Raw genomic sequence first — 18,223 nt, 5'->3', positions numbered from 1 at the left:
TTCATGCGAATCCGACATGCCCTGGCCCTCGCTCTGTGCGCCGGACTGGCCGTCGGCTGTTCGTCCGGCGACGGTGGCGACACCTCCACCACCACGGCGCAGTCCTCGCAGTCCGCGTCCAGTCAGCCCACGTCGCAGACCAAGCCGTCCGGTCCGTCGCTGCCGGGGTTCGGAGGGTCCGCGGTCTGCGGTCCCGCCTTCCTGGATTCGCTCACGCAGCGGCAGAAGCTCGCGCAGTTGCTCACCGTCGGGGTCACCGGCACCGCGGACGCGCTCGACATCGTCAAGTCGGAGGGGATCGGCGGCATCTTCATCGGCAGCTGGACGGACGAGTCGATGCTCGCGAACGGCGAGGTCCCGCAGGTCGAGGACGCCAGCGCGATCCCACTGATGGTGACGATCGACGAGGAAGGTGGCCGGGTGTCCCGCGTGGACGAACTGTTCGGGCCGGACCCGTCGGCGCGCGAGGTCGCGCAGACGATGACGACGGACCAGACGTACCAGATGGCGCTCGAGCGGGGACGCGAGCTGAAGAGCCTCGGTATCACCGTGAACTTCGCGCCGGACGTCGACGTCAGCAGTCAGCCGGCCGACTCGGTGATCGGGGACCGGTCGTTCTCGGACGATCCGGAGGTGGTGACGCGATACGCGGAGGCGTACGCGCAGGGCATGCGTGAGGCCGGAATTCTGCCGGTGCTCAAGCACTTCCCCGGACACGGTTCGGCATCGGGCGATTCGCACACCGGTGCCGTCACCACGCCGCCGCTGGACCAGTTGCAGACTTCCGACCTGGTGCCGTACCGCAACCTGGTGGATACCGAGGTCGGCGTCATGCTCGGACACCTGAGCGTTCCGGGTTTGACGACCAACGGACTTCCGGCGAGCCTGAGCCCGGAGGCGGTCTCGCTGCTGCGCGAGGGCACCGGCTACGACGCACCCCCGTTCACCGGGCCCATCTTCACCGACGATCTGAGCGGAATGAAGGCCATCACCGACCGCTACGACATCGCTCAGGCCGTGGAGCAGGCGTTGAAGTCCGGCGTGACGGTCGCGCTGTGGCTCACGACCGACGACGTCCCGCGGGTCCTGGATCATCTGGAACAGGCGGTGTCGTCCGGGCGTCTGCCCGCAGCTCAGGTCGATTCCTCGGTGCTCACGTTGGCGCGCGCCAAGGGTGCCGTGACCTGCTGAGCCGGATCTGGGTCACAATGGAGCCTCCTGTCGTGACCGTTGATCTTCTTACCATCGAGTAAGATGGCACTTCTTACCCGTGGTTGGAGGAATTATGGCTGGTGGCACCAAGCGGCTGCCCAGGGCCGTCCGTGAGCAGCAGATGCTCGACGCTGCCGTCGAGGTCTTCTCCGACAACGGGTTCCACGACGCGTCGATGGACTCGATCGCGGCCAAGGCGAGCATCTCCAAGCCGATGCTGTACCTGTACTACGGGTCCAAGGACGAACTGTTCGCGGCGTGTATTCACCGTGAGGGGCTGCGTTTCGTCGAGGCCATCTCACCGGCGGGCGATCCCAATCTGCCGCCGCGCGAACAACTGCGCGCCGCGCTGACGGGCTTCCTCGGCTTCGTCGACGACAACCGCAGTTCCTGGATGGTGCTGTATCGGCAGGCGATCGGTCAGCAGGCGTTCGCGTCGCAGGTCGGCAGCAGCCGCGACCGGTTGATCGAGTTGACCGCCAAGCTGCTCGAGTCCAGCACCAAGGATCCGGAGCCGGGAACCGACTTCTCGATCATGGCGGTCGCGCTGGTCGGCGCGGGCGAGGCGGTCGCGGACCGCGTCGCCGGTGGCGAGATCAAGGTCGCCGCGGCCGTCGAGTTGCTCGAGAACCTCGCGTGGCGCGGTCTGGCCGGCAAGAAGAAGTAGTCACAGACCTTGCGAACGGGCCCCGGGCGGAGTTTCCGCCCGGGGCCCGTCGCTCTGTCAGTACCAGTGTTTGCGTCCGCCGACGGCGCGACCTGCCGCGCCGAGGATGAGCAGCACGGCGCCGACGATCAGTGCGATGACACCGAGGGTCCACAGGATCGGGATCTTGATCAGCAGGCCGAGGACGAGCAGGATGATGCCGAGGGTGATCATGTTTCGCCCCTTTCGTTTTCGATAGAAATTCCGTTCGCGATGGGCGGCGGTGTGGCGAGTGGTCAGGCGGCCCCACGTTGCGGTGCGCGTCGTTCCCGGAGAAGCATCGCGCGCTCGGATTCGCCGACGCCGCCCCACACTCCGAAGGGTTCCGGCACCGCGAGGGAGTGCTCGAAGCACTTGGCCACGACCGGGCACGCCGCGCAGATCGCCTTGGCGCGGCGCTCACGCATCATGCGGGCGTTGCCGCGTTCGCCGGTCGGCGGGAAGAAGACCGCTTCGTTCATGCCCTGGCAGTTGCCGTGCTGCTGCCATTCCCAGGTGTCGGCCAGGGGTGCGAGGTTCGGTCGGATTCCGGTCATCGGATGCTCCTCGAGAATGTTCGTCGGCTGCCGATCGCGTCTGTGCGCGGCTCGGGGCCTCGTGAAGGCGCGCGCCGGTCGGGCGCTGCGCGGGTGTGCGGCCTGTCAGGCGGCGCTGAGCCTGTTGTCGGCGGACGGTGTGACCGGGTCGCCGCCGTACATCTGCTCCAAGCGGCGCTTGATTTCTTCGGTGCTGAGCGACCATGTCGCGGACTTTCGGCCTGCAAAGGTCGGGCGATGCGCACTCACGTGTGGTCATCCTTTCTTCTCTGATACGGCCCACCCGTAGTCGACGAAACCTCTCGGTTCGCCGCTCGGGCTCGGAAGACCGGTGGGGTGGAGTGCGCCTGCCTGCCTCGTTCGGCGTGGGCTGACTTCTCCGTCTCACTCTTCTTCGCTTGCATCTGGAAGCTTTGACTCCCTAACCGTACAACAAAATCTATGTCTGCCAAATCAGATATGTTGAATCTGCCGGAGGATTGGATCTCCCGTGCAGGTGAGAGGGGAGATTCTCGAGATGTAAGAAGTCGAGGATCGGGCGCGCCGACGACCCGTGTGGAGGGTGTGAAGGAATCTGACTCTGCTGCCGCACATTCGGTATGGTCCCGGTGATACCGTGGGGCCTGAGCAACCGCTCGCAGAGGCCGTTCGAGAGTCCGTACGGGGCACCTGTGGGCGTGAATCCCACGCGACCAACCTCGACGCGATATGAAGGCCACGATGACGCAACAGTCTCCGCCCCGCTCGACCCGCGGAGTCTACGGAATTTCGGTGACTTCGGAGTTGACCGGAATCGGTCCGCAGACTCTGCGGTTGTACGAGCGTCGCGGGCTCATCACGCCGTCACGTACCGGCGGTGGCACGCGTCGCTACAGCGAAGAGGACATCTACCGGCTCTCGCGGGTGTCCGAACTGGTCGACGCCGGCGTCAATCTGACGGGGATCCGGCAGATCCTCGAACTGGAGGCCTCCAACGCCGAACTCGTCGCCGAGAATGCGCGTCTGCGAGGCGAATTGGACGGTCGGCAGGCCTGACCCCCGACAGACGCGGACGCCCGGGTGCAGGCGAGGCATCTCGACTGCACCCGGGCGTGGGCGGGCGTACCGGTCCTACCGCAGGGTCGCGCTGAGGTGCGGGTAGCCCTTCTTCGGATTCTTCAGTGCCAGTTCCCAGCCGTCGGGCGTCCGGTCGGCGTACAGGTTCACCGTGGCCGGCAGCACGATCGGCTTGCCGAAGCGCACGCTGTACGTCACCCGTTCGGGGAGGCGGCCCTCGAGCAGTTGCAGCGCGGCCGCGGCGCTCCACATGCCGTGCGCGATGGTGCCCGGGAAGCCGAATGCCTTGGCGCCCAGTGCGGATACATGGATCGGGTTCCGGTCACCGGACACCGCCGCGTACCGGCTGATGATCCGCTGGTCCACCCGCAACGTGCGGGTGGGCGGGGGCGGCACCTCGCTCGGGTGTTCGGGCTTCGGCTCCTTGGGTGCGCCGGTGGGGTGCATCTTCAGGAACGTACTGACCTGGCGCCACACCAGTTCCCGGCCCACCGAGACCTCGCTGACGAAATCCACCTGTGTGCCCTTGGGGTGCGCCCGCAAATTCTCGGCACGCACCTTCAGGTCCAGCGGCTCGCTCATCGAGATCGGGCGCAGTTGCTCGATCACGTTGTCGGTGTGGACGGAACCGATTGCAGGGAAGGGGAAATCGCGCGAGGTGAGCAGCCGCATGACGCTCGGGAAGACGAGTGTGAACGGGTACGTGATCGGCAGCGTGTCGCCGAACCGCAGCCCACACACCTTGGCGTATGCGGCAAGGTTCGCGCTGTCCACCCGCAGACCCTGCAGGGCGAGGGTCTCCTTCGGCAGGCTGCGCTTGCCGGAGGGCTTGGTGAAGGGCAGCGCGCCCAGTGCCGCTCGTGCGTAGTTGTCGAGGGTGCCGGGCTGTTCGCGCAACTGCACGAGTGTTCCCTTGCGGCCGGTCATCACGCGCCCAGCAGCGACTGGCCGCACACGCGCACGACCTGGCCGGTCACGGCGCCCGACGCGGGGCTGGCGAAGTACGACACCAGTTCCGCCACGTCCACGGTCTGGCCGCCCTGCAGCAGCGAGCTCATCCGGCGTCCGGCCTCGCGGGTCGCGAACGGGATCGCGGCGGTCATCGCGGTCTCGATGAAGCCGGGGGCGACGGCGTTGATAGTGATCTTCTTCTCGGCCAGCACCGGTGCGGTGGCCTGGACCAGGCCGATGACGCCGGCCTTCGAGGTGCCGTAGTTGGTCTGGCCGCGGTTGCCGGCGATGCCGGCGATCGAGGACACGTCCACCACGCGGCCGCCCTCGCGGAGCACACCCTTGGCGACCAGGGTGTCGGTGATCTTTTGCGGGGCAAGGAGGTTGACGCCGATCACGCTGTTCCAGCGGGACTCGTCCATGTTCGCGAGCGTCTTGTCTCGGGTGATGCCGGCGTTGTGGACGATGATGTCCGCGCCGCCGTGACGTTCCATCAGGTGCTCGGCGAGCTTGTCGGCTGCGTCGGCCGCCGTGACGTCGAGTGCGAGGGACGTGCCGCCCACCTTGTTGGCCGTCTCGGACAGTGCCTGGCCGGCGGCCGGGATGTCGGCGCATACGACCTGCGCGCCGTCGCGGGCGAGGACCTCGGCGATGGTGGCGCCGATGCCACGCGCGGCGCCGGTCACGACGGCGACCTTGCCCTCGAGCGGGCGGTCCCAGCTCGCGGGGGCGACCGCGTCCTCGGCGCCGACCCGGATCACCTGGCCGTCGACGAACGCCGACTTGGCCGAGAGTAGGAAGCGGAGGGTGGACTCGAGGCCGGACAGGCCGGTGGCGGCGTCGGGGGAGACGTAGACCAACTGGGCGGTGGCGCCGCGCTTGATCTCCTTGCCGACGCTGCGGGTGAAGCCCTCGAGCGCACGCTGGGCGATCTGCTCGTCGACGCCCGATGCAAGCTCCGGCGTCGTACCGAGCACGACGACGCGGGCCGACGGCGCGAGGTTGCGGATGACGGGCTGGAAGAACTCGAACAGCTGCACCAGCTCGGTTACCTGGCCGATGCCGGTCGCGTCGAACACCAGCGCGCCGTAGCGGTCGTCGTGCGGCTGCGCGGCCGGGTAGTCCGACAGCAGCGCGCGGATCGGCTCCACCAGACGCCCCTCGCCGCCGATCAGGACCGGGCCCGCCAGGGGCGGCTCGCCGGCCTTGTAGCGACGCAGCTTCTCCGGCTGCGGCAACCCGGCCTGCTTGGCGATGAACGCGCCCGGCGCGGACGAGAGGAACTGTGAGTAGAGGTCGGGAGCGCCCTTGCTGGCTGCCACGGTCCACCTTCTTTGTCGCAATCGGGCACCCGTGCATCCGGGTGCGGTGTCGACATTGAACTTACTCTGGAGTAAGTTCAATGTCGAGTGCAGAACCCACCGCCGAGGCGGATCGACCATGCGGATCTCGAGCAGATTTCCAGCGGGATCCCCCCACCTACATGGAGACCGACGTGACCAGCAGAGCCCGTAATCGCAGCGCCAAGCCGGCGTCCGCACCGCAGTCCGGTGGTCGGCAGCTTCGCCCCGTCGCCATCGTCGGCGGCAACCGCATTCCCTTCGCGCGCTCGGATCGGGCGTACGCGCATGCGTCCAACCAGGACATGTTCACCGCGACGCTGGACGGGCTGGTCAGCCGCTTCGGGCTGCAGGGCGAGCAGCTGGGCATGGTCGTCGGTGGCGCGGTCCTCAAGCACAGCCGCGACTTCAACCTCATGCGCGAGTGCGTGCTCGGCAGCGCGCTGAGCCCCTACACCCCGGCGTACGACCTGCAGCAGGCATGCGGCACCGGGCTGCAGTCGATCATCGCGGTCGGTGACGCCATTGCGGCCGGCCGGATCGAGGCCGGTGTCGGCGGCGGTGTGGACACCACGTCCGATGCGCCGATCGGTGTCAACAACGAACTGCGCGAGTTCCTGCTCTCGATGAACCGCGCTCGCTCCACCGCGGACCGGGTCAAGCTGCTCGGCCAGGTGCGCCCGTCGATGCTGGGCATCGAGATCCCGCGCAACGGCGAGCCGCGCACGGGGCTGTCGATGGGCGACCACGCCGCGATCACCGCGAAGGAGTTCGGTGTCCGCCGCGAGGACCAGGACGAGTTGGCGGCCGCGAGCCACAAGAACATGGCCGCCGCCTACGACCGTGGATTCTTCGACGACCTCGTCACCCCGTTCCTGGGCCTGACCCGCGACGACAACCTGCGTCCCGACTCCAATGTCGACAAGCTCGCGACGCTCAAGCCGGTGTTCGGTACCAAGCTGGGCGACGCGACCATGACGGCGGGCAACTCCACCCCGCTCACCGACGGCGCCTCCGCGGTGTTGTTGTCCACCGACGAGTGGGCCGCCGAGCGGAACCTGCCGGTGCTGGCGCACCTGGTGGACTCCGAGACCGCCGCCGTCGACTACATCCACGGCGCCGACGGGTTGCTGATGGCGCCGACCTATGCGATCCCGCGCCTGCTGGCCCGAAACGGTCTCACGCTGCAGGATTTCGACTTCTACGAGATCCACGAGGCGTTCGCGTCGGTCGTGCTGGCGACGCTGCAGGCGTTCGAATCCGACGAGTACTGCAAGGAGCGCCTGGGCTTGGACGGAGCCCTGGGCAGCATCGACCGGTCCAAGCTCAACGTCAACGGATCGTCGCTTGCGGCGGGTCACCCGTTCGCGGCCACTGGCGGTCGGATCGTGGCGTCGCTCGCGAAGATGCTGGCGGAGAAGGGGTCGGGCCGCGGCCTGATCTCCATCTGCGCGGCCGGCGGTCAGGGCGTCACCGCCATCGTCGAGGTCTGATCGACCGGTCGGGCAGAAAATCCGACTGACCCGAACCGAGGATGTAACGCGGTCCGCAGGGGAGCGATAATCCAATCGGCCCCGTGTTATTGCCTGACCCCCGACCTGGCAATCACACGGGGCCGCTCTACGCTCTCCGCCCCTTCGGGCGGATGGAATGATGCGAGCAGCGGCTGCTGACCGGGATTCCCGAGCGGTTGCCCGGAGTCCCGAGGACTAGGCTGCACGGGTAGAAACACGCAACGCGACGGCCCGGCACGGTGTCGATTCGGCAGGAGGGCCCATTGATGAGTGACGAGCGCGACGGCAACAACGGTTCCGAAAACCACATGGACGGTCCGGAGCCGGACGAGAATCCCACCGAGATCATGCCGGCGGTGCCGTCGGAATCCGATGATCCGACACCGGACGACTCGTCGGAACCCACGCCGGATGTGCCGTCCGAGTCCACGCCGGATGTGCCGTCCGAGCCCACGCCGGATGTGCCGTCCGAGCCGACACCGGACGCCTCCCTCGAGCCCGCACCGGATGTCTCGTCCGAGGCCCCCACCGAGGTCTTCGCCATCACCCCTGCCGATCCCGAGCCGACGCCGACGCCGGAGCCCGCGCCCGCGCCCGCTCCCGAGCCTGCTTCGGAGTCGGAGACCACGCCCGAGTCGGAGTCGCAGGGGCGGCCGCGCTGGGTGAAGTATGCCGCGGTCGCCGGCGGCGTCGTGGCAGTGGCGGCCATCGCGTATGCCGTGGACTTTGTGGTCTCCGCCGACCGGGTGCCGCGCGGCGTCACCGTCGCCGGCGTGGAGATCGGCGGCGAGAGCATGTCGTCGGCCGAGGCGACGCTGCGCGCCGAACTCGGCCCGCGAGTGGACAGCCCGGTGCCGGTGCTCGCCGGGACCACGGAGAGCACGATCGTGCCGGCGCAGGCCGGTATCGGCGTGGACTGGGCCGCCACCCTCGACCGTGTCGGGGACCAGCCGGTCAACCCGTTCACCCGCGTCGCGTCCCTGTTCACCAACCGTGAGGTCGGGCTCGTCTCGACGGTCGACGAGAACGCGCTCGACGGCGCGATCGCCGGCGTGCAGAAAGAAGCGGATCGGGCGCCCCGAGAGGGCAACGTCGTGTTCGAGGGCGCGACCCCGGTCCCGGTCGCACCGTTGCCGGGGCAGAGCCTGCGGACGGACGACGCCGCCGACATGTTCGTCGAGGACTGGGCCTTCGGCACCACCGTCGACCTGCCGGTCGACGTCGTGGACGTGACGGTGACGCAGGCCGGCGTCGATGCCGCGCTGCGCGACGTCGCGACGCCCGCGGCCGCGGCGAACGTCGTGGTCACCGGGCGTGACGGCGCGGTCGCGACGCTGCCACGGGACCAGGTCGGCAAGGTTCTCACCTTCGTTCCGGACGGCGGTGGTGGTCTGTCCCCGCAGTACAACGTCGAGGCGGCCACCGGAATCCTCGCGCCGCAGCTCGCGAGCACCGACGTCAAGCCCAAGGACGCGCAGATCAGTCTTGCGAGCGGCGCGCCGCAGGTGATCCCGTCGGTGACCGGCGACATGGTGCAGTGGCCCAAGACCCTCGAACCGCTGCCGGCGCTGCTCACCGTACCCGGTGAGCGAACCACTCCCGCGATCTACGAGCCCGTCGAGCCGGCTCTGACCACCGAGGGCGCGAATGCGCTCGGCATCCGCGAGGTGATCGGCGAGTACACCACCGGCGGGTTCGAGTACGCGTCCGGTGTCAACATCCGGCTCGCGGCCAGTCAGATCAACGGCGCGCTCGTCAAGCCGGGAGAAACCTTCTCGTTCGATGCCCAGACCGGTCCCCGCGGTGCGGCGCAGGGCTATGTCGACTCGGGCATCATCAACAACGGCCGCCCGGACAAGGCGGTCGGCGGCGGCATCAGTCAGCTCGCGACCACCCTCTACAACGCCACGTACTTCGCGGGCATGGAGGACGTCGAACACACCGAGCACAGCTACTACATCTCCCGCTACCCGGCGGCGCGCGAGGCGACGGTGTTCGAGGGCGCGATCGACCTCAAGTTCCGCAACCCGTACAAGACGGGCGTGATGATCCAGACCATCGGGACCAACTCGAACATCACGGTGCGCATCTGGGGCACCAAGACGGTCGACGTCGAATCCGTGACCGGCGGACGGACGAGTCAGACGTCGCCGAACACGATCAGCCTCCCGGCCGGCCCGCACTGCGTGGCGTCCGGCGGCGCACCGGGATTCACCACGAGCGACACCCGGATCATCACCGACGCCAAGACCGGTGCGGAGATCTCGCGCAGCACCCGGACGGTCAAGTACGACCCGGTCCCGATCGTGAAGTGCGTGTCGAACGAGCCGGCGCCGAAGCCCTCGGGGGAAGGCGCGCCGCCGGCGCCCACCCCCGGCGGGTAGCCCCCGAGTCCGTAGCTGAAGGGACCGTTCATACGCTGTCGGCGTGTGAACGGTCCCTTCAGCTCATGAGGGTGTCTCACACCTCGATCGGCGGGTGCAGCCGCATCAGCGTCCAGGCACGGTCGCGCCGCACCGACAGCGAACTGGCGACCAGCGATGCCAACAGCAGCCCGAGGAGCACCGCGATCGACACCCACAGCCGGGAGTCGATGCCGCCGACGGTGAGCTGTCGTAACCCGTTGACGGCGTATGTCATCGGGTCGAACGGGTGCAGGACCTCGAACGGTTTCGCGGTGGTTTCCACGGGGTAGATGCCGCCGGACGACACCAGTTGCAGCATCAGGAACGCCAGGGTGACGACGCGTCCGACGGCGGGGCCGAAGATCGCGTTGAACGCCTGGATCAGCGCCATGTAGGTGAGGCCGACCAGTCCCAGGAACGTGATGGTGCCGAACACGTAGACCGGCACCAGTCCTACACCGAAGTGCACCACGACGTACATCACCAGCACCTGTGCGATCACGATCAGCGCGGCCGGCCAGTACGACGCCAGCACCACCCGCATCGCGCCGAGCCCGGTCGAGATCGGGCGAGTCTGGACCGGCCGCAACAGCATCCACGTGATGATGCCGCCCACGAACAGCGCCAGCGGCAGGAAGAACGGCGCGAACCCGGTGCCGAAGGTCTTGGCCCGGTTCTCGTGGTGCTGGTCCAGCGTCACCGGGGCCGACAGGGTCTGCGCGACGGCGGTGCGCTGCTGTGGATCCCAGGCGGGGACCTGCTCGCTGCCCTGTTTCAGCTGGGACGCGAGTTCGCCCGATCCGTCCTTCAGCTGAGTCGTACCGGCGGCGAGCTGCCCGGCACCCTGCGCGAGAGTCTCGCCGCCACCGGACAACTGGGCCAGACCGTCGTCGAGGGTGCGGGCGCCCGACGCCGCCTGTTGCCCGCCGGACTGCAGCTGCGTGAGGCCGTCCCGCAGCTGGCCGGCGCCGCCGACGGCCTGGGACATCCCCGACCGTAGGGGCTCGACGGGTCGCCGAGCTGGAACGCGAGCTGCTGTGCCCCGTCCTCGAGCTGCGCGAGCTGCCCGCGCAGGGCCGGGTCCAGCGCCGGTCCGAGAGTGCCGGTCACCTGGGCGACCAGTTGCGTCACACCGGCGCTGAGCTGTCCGGCGCCGTTCCCGAGTTGGGCTGTGGCGCCCGACAACTGGTCCAGTCCCCCGGACAGTGCGGTCGCGCCGCCGGACGCGGTGTCGATGCCCGCCGAGAGCTGCGCCGTGCCGTCGGCGAGGGCCGTCGCCCCGGAGTGCGCGGTGGTGAGACCGTCGGCCAGCGTGCGGGAGCCGACCGCGAGTTGCTGTGCGCCACCGTCAGCCGCCTGCGCACCGGCCGCCAACTGCCCGGCACCGTCCGCGGCCTGGCGGAGTCCGTCGCCCGCCGCGCCGAGGCCGACGAGCGCCTGATCCACGGACTGTTCACCGATCTGCGCGCCCACGACGTTCAGGATCTGTTGGGCGGCGTTCTGCCCGATGACCGTGCCGAGGTAGTTGTTGGCGTCGTTGTAGGTGAAGATCAGCCGGGCCTTCTGCGGATCGGGTCCGGTGGGGGACGCCACGGATCGGCTGAAGTCGCCGGGCAGCGTCACCGAGAAGTAGTAGCGCCCGTCCGCGACGCCGGTGGATGCCTCGTACGCGCTCACCTCGTGGAAGTCGAGGTCGCCGGAGTCCATCAGCCCCTGCGCCACCTGGTCTCCGGCGTTGAGGGGTTTGCCGTCCACGACGGTGCCGTGATCGCTGTTGACCAGCGCCACCGGAATCTTGCCCGTCTCGCTGAACGGATCCCAGAACGCCCACAGGTACAGCGCGCCGTACAGCAGCGGCATCAGCACGATCGTCACGAGCGCGACCCGCGGCATCAGCCCGCGCGAGAACCGCTTGAGTTCGGTACCGAGCGACATCCCTGCCAGCATGGCTACTCCTCGCTTCCGGGGATCGAGCCGTTCCCGGCACGGCGCGTTCGGTCTCGTCCCGCACCTGTTCGAGATCGTCGATCAGCAGCACCGGGGGAACCTGGGTGTCGGCGACGGCGATCCGCAACAGCATCGCGTCCAGTTCGTCGAGATCACTGACGTAGTCGGTGAGCCGCGGCAGCGGCCGATCCCCGAACACCGGTGCGCACACCTGCTCGAGCTCGCGCCGGCCCGCCCGGCGGATCAGCCGGTACCACGTTGCGTCCCAGCGGATCTGCTCGGTGATCAGATCGCGCACGGTCACCGATTCGGAGATGGTGTCGATGCCGGCGAATCCGGCGATCGCGGACACCGCCCGGATCGCGGCCGGCCGGGTGCGCCCGAGCACGGTGAGGCGCCCGCCCGACGGTTTCATCCGCCCGCCGAGGGTGAGCAGCAGGGACGTGCGGCCCGACCCCGCGAAACCCTGGATCACGGCCGGCCCCCCGAACGGAATCCTCAGGTCCACGGGACCGAAGACGGGCCCCAGGGCGCCGTGGCGGGTCAGTCCCTCGGCGAGCACTGCCGGTGGCGGAGCGGGCGGCGAGTACGGGTCGTCCATGCTGGTCACTGCAGGTCACCAACCTCGGGTTCGGTGGCAGGGCATCAACATCAACAGCCAAACACACCTGCGCCGCCCGCGCCCGGGCACCGACGAAAGAACCCCCGCACACGTGGTGTGCGGGGGTTCCTTCGTCGATCAGGACATCAGATCAGGGAATCAGAACGCGGCCTCGTCCAGTTCCATGATGTCGTTGTCGAGGTGCGACAGGATGTTTCGCGTCGCGGTCAGCTCGGGCAGCACGTTCTTCGCGAAGAACGACGCGGTCGCGACCTTGCCCTCGTAGAACGGCTTGTCCTTGTCGGAGGCGCCCTCGTCGAGTGCCTTGATCGCGATCTCGGACTGACGCAGCAACTGCCAGCCGACCAGCAGGTCGCCGACCGCCATCAGGAACCGCACCGAGCCGAGACCCACCTTGTACAGCTCGGTGGGCTGCTCCTGGGCGCCCATGAGGTGCCCGGTGAGGACCGCGGCCATGCCCTGCACGTCCTCGAGGGCGGTCGAGAGCAGCGCCCGCTCGGCCTTGAGCCGGCCGTTGCCCGCCTCGCTGTCGATGAACTTCTTGATCTCGCCGGCGACGTGGGCCAGGGCGACGCCGCGGTCACGCGCGATCTTGCGGAAGAAGAAGTCCTGCGCCTGGATGGCGGTGGTGCCCTCGTACAGCGAGTCGATCTTCGAGTCGCGGATGTACTGCTCGATCGGGTAGTCCTGCAGGAAGCCGGAGCCGCCGAGGGTCTGCAGGCTCTCGGTCAGGTACTGGTAGGCCCGCTCGGAACCGACGCCCTTGACGATCGGCAGCAGCAGATCGTTGACGCGGAACGCGGTCTCCTTGTCGGCGCCGGAGACCAGCGCGGCGACCGCGTCGTCCTGGTGCGCGGCGGTGTAGAGGTACACCGCGCGCAGGCCCTCGGCGTACGCCTTCTGCATCGCGAGGCTGCGGCGCACGTCCGGGTGGTGCGTGATGGTGACGCGGGGGGCGGTCTTGTCCGTCATCTGCGTCAGGTCGGAGCCCTGGACGCGCTCCTTGGCGTAGTCACGCGCGTTGAGGTAGCCGGTGGACAGGGTGGAGATGGCCTTGGTGCCCACCATCATTCGAGCGTGCTCGATGACGTCGAACATCTGGGCGATGCCGTTGTGGACCTCGCCGACGAGCCAGCCCTGCGCGGGAACGTCGTGGCCGCCGAACGTGAGCTCACACGTCGTGGACGCCTTGAGGCCCATCTTGTGCTCGACGTTGGTGACGAAGACACCGTTGCGGTCGCCGAGCTCGTTCTTCTCGAAGTCGAAGTGGAACTTCGGGACGAAGAACAGGCTCAGGCCCTTGGTGCCCGGTCCGGCGCCCTCGGGGCGCGCGAGCACCAGGTGGAAGATGTTCTCGAACAGGTCGTCCGAGGTGGCGGACGTGATGAAGCGCTTGACGCCCTCGATGTGCCAGGAGCCGTCGTCCTGCTTGATGGCCTTGGTGCGTCCGGCGCCCACATCGGAACCGGCGTCCGGCTCGGTCAGCACCATGGTGGCACCCCAGCCGCGCTCGACACAGGTTGCCGCCCACTGCTTCTGCTCGTCCGTGCCGTTGTGGAAGAGCACGTCCGCGAACGACGGGCCGGCCTGGTACATGAACGCGGCGGGCTGTGCGCCCAGCAGCATCTCGGCGATGGCCCACACCACCGTGCGCGGAACCGGAACGCCGCCGATCTCCTCGCTCAGGCCCATGCGGTACCACTCGGCGTCCCACATCGCCTTGAACGACTTCTTGAAGGACTCCGGCAGGGTCGCCTCGTGCTTCTCGGGGTCGAATACCGGCGGATTGCGGTCGGTGTCGGCGAAGGCCTCGGCGAGCGGGCCCTCCGCGAGGCGCGCGACCTCGGACAGCATCTCCTTGACGGTGTCGGCGTCGAGATCCCCCCACACGCCCTCACTCAGCGGCTTGTCCAGACCAAGTACCTCGAACAGGTTGAACTCGAGGTCGCGGACGTTGCTCTTGTAGTGGCCCATGTTTTGCTCTCCCTGAAGTGGCACTGCGTTGGTGCGGTCTTGCGTTCCGTGAGTACCGCCCAAGTAGCTACTCGTCGGTAACTTAGCCGATGTTACCCGCGATTAAGTTAGCTGCCAAGAGTGGGCCTGCGGGCGACGAGGAGCGCGTCGATCGCCGTCCCGCCCTCGACGTCGCGATAGCGCCGTTCGGCCACCGTGACGTCGAGGCGTCCTTCCAGATCATGCTTCAGATCTTCAGGGGTGTAAAGGATTTCGGGATCGGGCGGGCCGCCGACGCCCTGCGTGAGGTTGATTGCGTCGTGGCCGAGAATCATGAGGGTTCCGTCAGGTTTCAGCGATTCGATGACGCGACTCACAAGCGCGCGCCGCTGTGTCGGTTCGAGGTGGACGAAGATCATGAGGACCAGGTCATAGTCCGACACATCCGCCGTCGTGATGTCGCCGCAGACGTAATGCAGGCGCTGCTGCACCGAGCGCGGTGACTGCTTCGCGATCTCCCGGGCCTTCTCGATCGCGACCTTCGAATAGTCGACGCCGGTGGTCTCCCAGCCCCGCGTCGCGAGCCACAGCGCGTGCCGGCCCTCGCCGCACGCGAGGTCCAGGGCCCGCCCGGCGGGCAGCGATGTCACGAACTCGACCACCACCGGATTCGGCGGCGTGCCCCACACCATGTCGGCCTGTGAATAGCGTTCGTCCCAGTCCTGTGCGTTCATGGGGAAGACGGTATCGCCCGGCGGGGTGGCTTCTCGGTGTCCTCGCGATCGTTCATCCCCCGTTCGCGATTTGCGCACTTATCGATCTCGCGGGGGCCTCGAAATCACCGACAAGTGCGCAAAGCGCGGGCGTCAGCCGACGGTGATGCGCCGGTGGGCCAGCTTCCAGCGGCCGTCCTCGAACCGGTGCGTGTCGTCGTATCGCCCGACGCCCGCGAGTCGCGGCTCGCTCGTGGTGTCGCGGAAGAACAGCCAGTACGCTGTCGACGACGCCTCGACGTCCGAGTCCAGCGACACCGAGACGGTCGTGATCACGTGCCGACTCGACGTGCCCGGCCCCTGGACGCCGCCGGCTCGCCGTTCGCGCACACCCTCCTCGATCGACGCGACGCCCTCGCGGAGTTGCGCGACCATGCCCGTCACCGGGTTGGGCTGCGACTCCCAGACGGCGTCGGCGGTGAAGCTGTCGAGGTAGTCCTCGACGGTGCCGTCGTCGGCGAGCTGCGCGATGCGGGCCAGGAGATCCTGGATCTCACCGCGGGGATCGGTGCTCGTCTGCTGCTCCACGTCGTCTCCTCGCTCACTGACACGGTCGATACCAAGTGTTTGCTTGGGACGGTAGCAGTGACGGGACGTTCGGCTCACTTCTGCAGTGTCGTGTGCATGAGCAGGACGTTGTAGTTGGAATGCACGGTGGTGAGGAAGTAGAGGTCCGGCCCGGACGACCACGGGTGGATGTACGCCCCGTACATCGATCCCAGTTCGTTGCCGTCCACGAGGACCTCGGCGGGCCCCCACGGTCCGGTGGGCGCCGGTGCGCGGCGCATCACGACGGAGTTCCGGTTGTCGGTGGTGAGCAGCAGGTACTGCCCGAGGAACGCGTTGTACTGCACCGATATCTCGCCGACGCCGCCGAAGACGATGGGTGCGGCCACGTCGGGGTTCTTCGCCACCCACTTGCCGCCGTCCCAGTACTCGTAGGCGCCGAGGTCGCGGATCTGCTTTTCGGGGACTCGGGCGAGGTAGACCAGACCACCGCGGCCGGCGGGCGTGCCGTACTGGTAGACGAAGCCGCCGTCCTCGACGAATGCGCCCATCTGGAAGTTGGCGTTTCCGCCCACGGGCGGTCGGCGGGTCTCGGGCGCCTCCACCCAGTTCTCGCCGTTGTCGGTGGAGAAAGCGAGTTCGGAGTAGTTGGTCTTCCACTTGCCCGGCTCGTCCCACTCCTTCACCGACATGAGGCTCATGTACTGGACCCCGTCGGCCGCGACCCCGGCGGTCGGGATGCGGCTGATCTCGACGAACGGGATCTTCGGGCTCGGCACCAGCTCCTTGGACTGGCCGAGGATGTCGCGCGGCGAGCTGTCGAAGGTCATTCCGTCGGCGAGATCGCGGTCGGAGCTGCGGACGAGGATGTTGCTGCGCCAGGACCACAGGCTGCCCGCGAGGAGATTCGGGATACCGAGCCCGGCCGTGTCGCCGAACGCGGTCAGCACCTGGCCGTCCCCGTTGTCCCACATGATGCCGAGGTCCGTGCCGAGCACGTTGTAGTCCTGGGTGCGGTTGGCGCTGAGCAGCCCGGTGGCCTGCGCCACGGCCTGGCTGCGCCCGTGGAGTATCGGCACCCCGGTCGTTCCGTTCAGCACCGGAATGGGATTCACCGTATTGGGATCGGCCGCGGCGGGGCCGGAGAATGCGACGAACGATGCGGTCGCGCAGATCGCGCACACGATGACGGATCGGAATCGGCTTCGTCTCACGGATGTTCCCATCTTTGGTGGAAATGGACCCCTGCCAGGCGGTATGGCCGCGATCTCGACTGCCTGGATGCTCCGGTGAGCGCGTAATACGGTAGCAGGAAAGGCTATTCGAAGAATGGGGAATTCGGCATCGGTGTAAATGCTTCGATAGCGGTATCGAAATTGTCCGAATCGGAGATCCCGTCGGGTATCTCAGGATTGTCCGGCGCGGTGTGCGGGTGCGGCTCCCCGGGCCTCGCCCGCCCCTGGGATCCGGTGGACGGAAGACGCCGCAGGCCGGCGGCCGACGGCCGACGCGCGAATACAGGGACCCGAGTAACACAACCTGCGGGTGGGGCGAAGTACCGTGTCGTGGGAGACGGTGCCGCGTGGGCGTCGTCGCGTGGCGTTCTGCGTCGCGAGAATACGCAGTAGAGGAGACCAAACATGGGTGCGCAGATCTCGAACTCCACCGAGGTCCGGCAATCCGCCATCCTCGGTTTGGGTGTTTACCGCCCGCAGCGGGTCGTGAGCAACGAAGAGATCTGCGAACTGATCGACTCCACCGACGAGTGGATCCAGTCGCGTTCCGGGATCAAGAACCGACGATTCGCGAACGACGAGGAGAGCGTGCTCGCGATGGCGATCTCGTCCGGTCGCAAGGCTCTCGAAGCCGCCGGCCTCACCGGCGAGCAGATCGGCGCCGTCGTCGTCGCGACCTCGACCTACCCGTCTCAGACGCCGCAGTGCGCCGCGATCGTCGCCGACGTCCTCGGGACGGGGGGCGCCGCGGCGTTCGACGTCACCGCCGGCTGCGCGGGCTTCTGCTACGCGCTGTCCATCGCGTCCGACATGGTCCGGATCGGCACCGCGCAGTACGTTCTCGTCATCGGCGTCGAGCGGATGTCCGACAGCACCGAGCCCACCGATCGTTCGGTGCGTTTCATCTTCGGTGACGGTGCGGGCGCGGTCGTCGTGGGTCCGAGCGACGTCGCGGGCATCGGTCCCGTGGTGTGGGGCTCCGACGGCTCGCAGTCGCAGGCCATCCGCCAGGAGCCGGACTGGCTCTCGTTCGCCAACGATCCGTCGCAGCGTCCGTGGATCAAGATGGAGGGCACCGCGGTGTTCCGCTGGGCCGCCTTCGAGATGGGCAAGGTCGCCACGCAGGCACTCGAGCGGGCCGGGGTCGCGATGGAGGATCTGGGTGCGTTCATCCCGCACCAGGCGAACGGTCGCATCAACGAGGTCATCGCGCGCAGCATCAAGCTGCCCGAGTCGGTGCCGGTGTCCGACGACATCGCCGACACCGGCAACACGTCCGCGGCGTCGATTCCGCTGGCGATGGAGGAAGTGATCCGTACGGGCAAGGCGAAGCCGGGCGAGCTGGCGCTGCTGGTCGGCTTCGGTGCCGGTCTGTCGTACGCGGGTCAGGTCGTTACCCTGCCGCCGCTCGCGCAGGACTGACGCTCCACAACTGTCACGGTGGGCCCGCTCGATCGAATCGAGCG

The 18,223-nt window shown here is 68.0% G+C and carries 15 protein-coding genes and 1 pseudogene; 6 read left to right on the top strand and 10 right to left on the bottom strand.

All coding sequences use genetic code 11. From position 1 onward, the window contains the following. Positions 1-3 precede the first annotated feature (3 nt). Together HUN07_RS23380 and HUN07_RS23375 are read left to right on the top strand one after the other, a co-directional pair. A complete protein-coding gene (locus HUN07_RS23380; RefSeq protein ID WP_174913266.1) occupies positions 4-1,191 on the top strand; it encodes a glycoside hydrolase family 3 N-terminal domain-containing protein in 1,188 nt (395 codons plus the stop codon). A gap of 94 nt (positions 1,192-1,285) precedes the next feature. After that, positions 1,286-1,879, top strand: a complete 594-nt coding sequence (locus tag HUN07_RS23375) for a TetR/AcrR family transcriptional regulator (protein ID WP_114723336.1) — start codon at positions 1,286-1,288, stop codon at positions 1,877-1,879. 57 nt (positions 1,880-1,936) lie between these two features. Here the strand turns inward: HUN07_RS23375 and HUN07_RS23370 are convergent, their stop codons facing one another. The 3 genes from HUN07_RS23370 to HUN07_RS23360 all read right to left on the bottom strand — a co-directional run bounded on the left by HUN07_RS23370 (position 1,937) and on the right by HUN07_RS23360 (position 2,703). Beyond that, positions 1,937-2,092, bottom strand: a complete 156-nt coding sequence (locus HUN07_RS23370) for a DUF6131 family protein (protein WP_174913263.1) — start codon at positions 2,090-2,092, stop codon at positions 1,937-1,939. Positions 2,093-2,154: 62 nt separating this feature from the next. Then, entirely contained in the window at positions 2,155-2,454 is a 300-nt protein-coding gene (locus HUN07_RS23365; RefSeq protein WP_114723337.1) for a WhiB family transcriptional regulator, read from the bottom strand. Positions 2,455-2,559: 105 nt separating this feature from the next. Beyond that, entirely contained in the window at positions 2,560-2,703 is a 144-nt protein-coding gene (locus HUN07_RS23360; protein WP_174913260.1) for a hypothetical protein, read from the bottom strand. Positions 2,704-3,162: 459 nt separating this feature from the next. Between HUN07_RS23360 and HUN07_RS23355 the strand changes: the two genes are divergently transcribed. Continuing rightward, positions 3,163-3,489, top strand: a complete 327-nt coding sequence (locus HUN07_RS23355) for a MerR family transcriptional regulator (RefSeq protein ID WP_114723338.1) — start codon at positions 3,163-3,165, stop codon at positions 3,487-3,489. 75 nt (positions 3,490-3,564) lie between these two features. Here HUN07_RS23355 and HUN07_RS23350 read toward each other — a convergent pair whose 3' ends face one another. Together HUN07_RS23350 and HUN07_RS23345 are read right to left on the bottom strand one after the other, a co-directional pair. Next, positions 3,565-4,437 carry a MaoC/PaaZ C-terminal domain-containing protein gene (locus HUN07_RS23350; RefSeq protein WP_114723339.1) on the bottom strand — a complete coding sequence of 291 codons (873 nt, stop codon included), beginning with the start codon at positions 4,435-4,437 and terminating at the stop codon, positions 3,565-3,567. Further along, positions 4,437-5,783 (bottom strand): 3-oxoacyl-ACP reductase, encoded by a 1,347-nt coding sequence (locus HUN07_RS23345; protein ID WP_174913258.1) that lies wholly within the window; start codon positions 5,781-5,783, stop codon positions 4,437-4,439. The genes HUN07_RS23350 and HUN07_RS23345 overlap by 1 nt, the downstream gene beginning before the upstream one ends. A 173-nt stretch (positions 5,784-5,956) precedes the next feature. Between HUN07_RS23345 and HUN07_RS23340 the strand changes: the two genes are divergently transcribed. Beyond that, on the top strand, positions 5,957-7,294 hold the full coding sequence (locus HUN07_RS23340; protein ID WP_174913256.1) for an acetyl-CoA C-acetyltransferase: 1,338 nt from the start codon (positions 5,957-5,959) through the stop codon (positions 7,292-7,294). Positions 7,295-7,581: 287 nt separating this feature from the next. Further along, complete coding sequence (locus tag HUN07_RS23335) at positions 7,582-9,699, top strand: VanW family protein (protein WP_174913254.1); 2,118 nt, start codon at positions 7,582-7,584, stop codon at positions 9,697-9,699. 76 nt (positions 9,700-9,775) lie between these two features. Here the strand turns inward: HUN07_RS23335 and HUN07_RS23330 are convergent. From HUN07_RS23330 to HUN07_RS23310, 5 genes and pseudogenes are all read right to left on the bottom strand, one after another. Next, positions 9,776-11,667 (bottom strand): annotated as a pseudogene (locus HUN07_RS23330) (YhgE/Pip family protein). Positions 11,668-12,427: 760 nt separating this feature from the next. Continuing rightward, on the bottom strand, positions 12,428-14,263 hold the full coding sequence (locus HUN07_RS23325) for an acyl-CoA dehydrogenase (protein WP_174913251.1): 1,836 nt from the start codon (positions 14,261-14,263) through the stop codon (positions 12,428-12,430). A gap of 107 nt (positions 14,264-14,370) precedes the next feature. After that, a complete protein-coding gene (locus tag HUN07_RS23320) occupies positions 14,371-14,976 on the bottom strand; it encodes a class I SAM-dependent methyltransferase (protein ID WP_174913248.1) in 606 nt (201 codons plus the stop codon). A gap of 132 nt (positions 14,977-15,108) precedes the next feature. Next, a complete protein-coding gene (locus tag HUN07_RS23315) occupies positions 15,109-15,543 on the bottom strand; it encodes a nuclear transport factor 2 family protein (RefSeq protein ID WP_114723346.1) in 435 nt (144 codons plus the stop codon). Between the two features lie 74 nt (positions 15,544-15,617). Continuing rightward, complete coding sequence (locus HUN07_RS23310) at positions 15,618-16,748, bottom strand: DUF4185 domain-containing protein (protein WP_114723347.1); 1,131 nt, start codon at positions 16,746-16,748, stop codon at positions 15,618-15,620. Between the two features lie 414 nt (positions 16,749-17,162). Here HUN07_RS23310 and HUN07_RS23305 point away from each other — a divergent pair, with 414 nt between their 5' ends. Further along, positions 17,163-18,179 (top strand): beta-ketoacyl-ACP synthase III, encoded by a 1,017-nt coding sequence (locus HUN07_RS23305; protein WP_114723348.1) that lies wholly within the window; start codon positions 17,163-17,165, stop codon positions 18,177-18,179. Positions 18,180-18,223: the final 44 nt, after the last annotated feature.

The organism is Rhodococcus sp. W8901, from assembly GCF_013348805.1.
Taxonomy (GTDB): domain Bacteria; phylum Actinomycetota; class Actinomycetes; order Mycobacteriales; family Mycobacteriaceae; genus Prescottella.
This window is presented reverse-complemented; position numbering and strand designations above follow the sequence as displayed.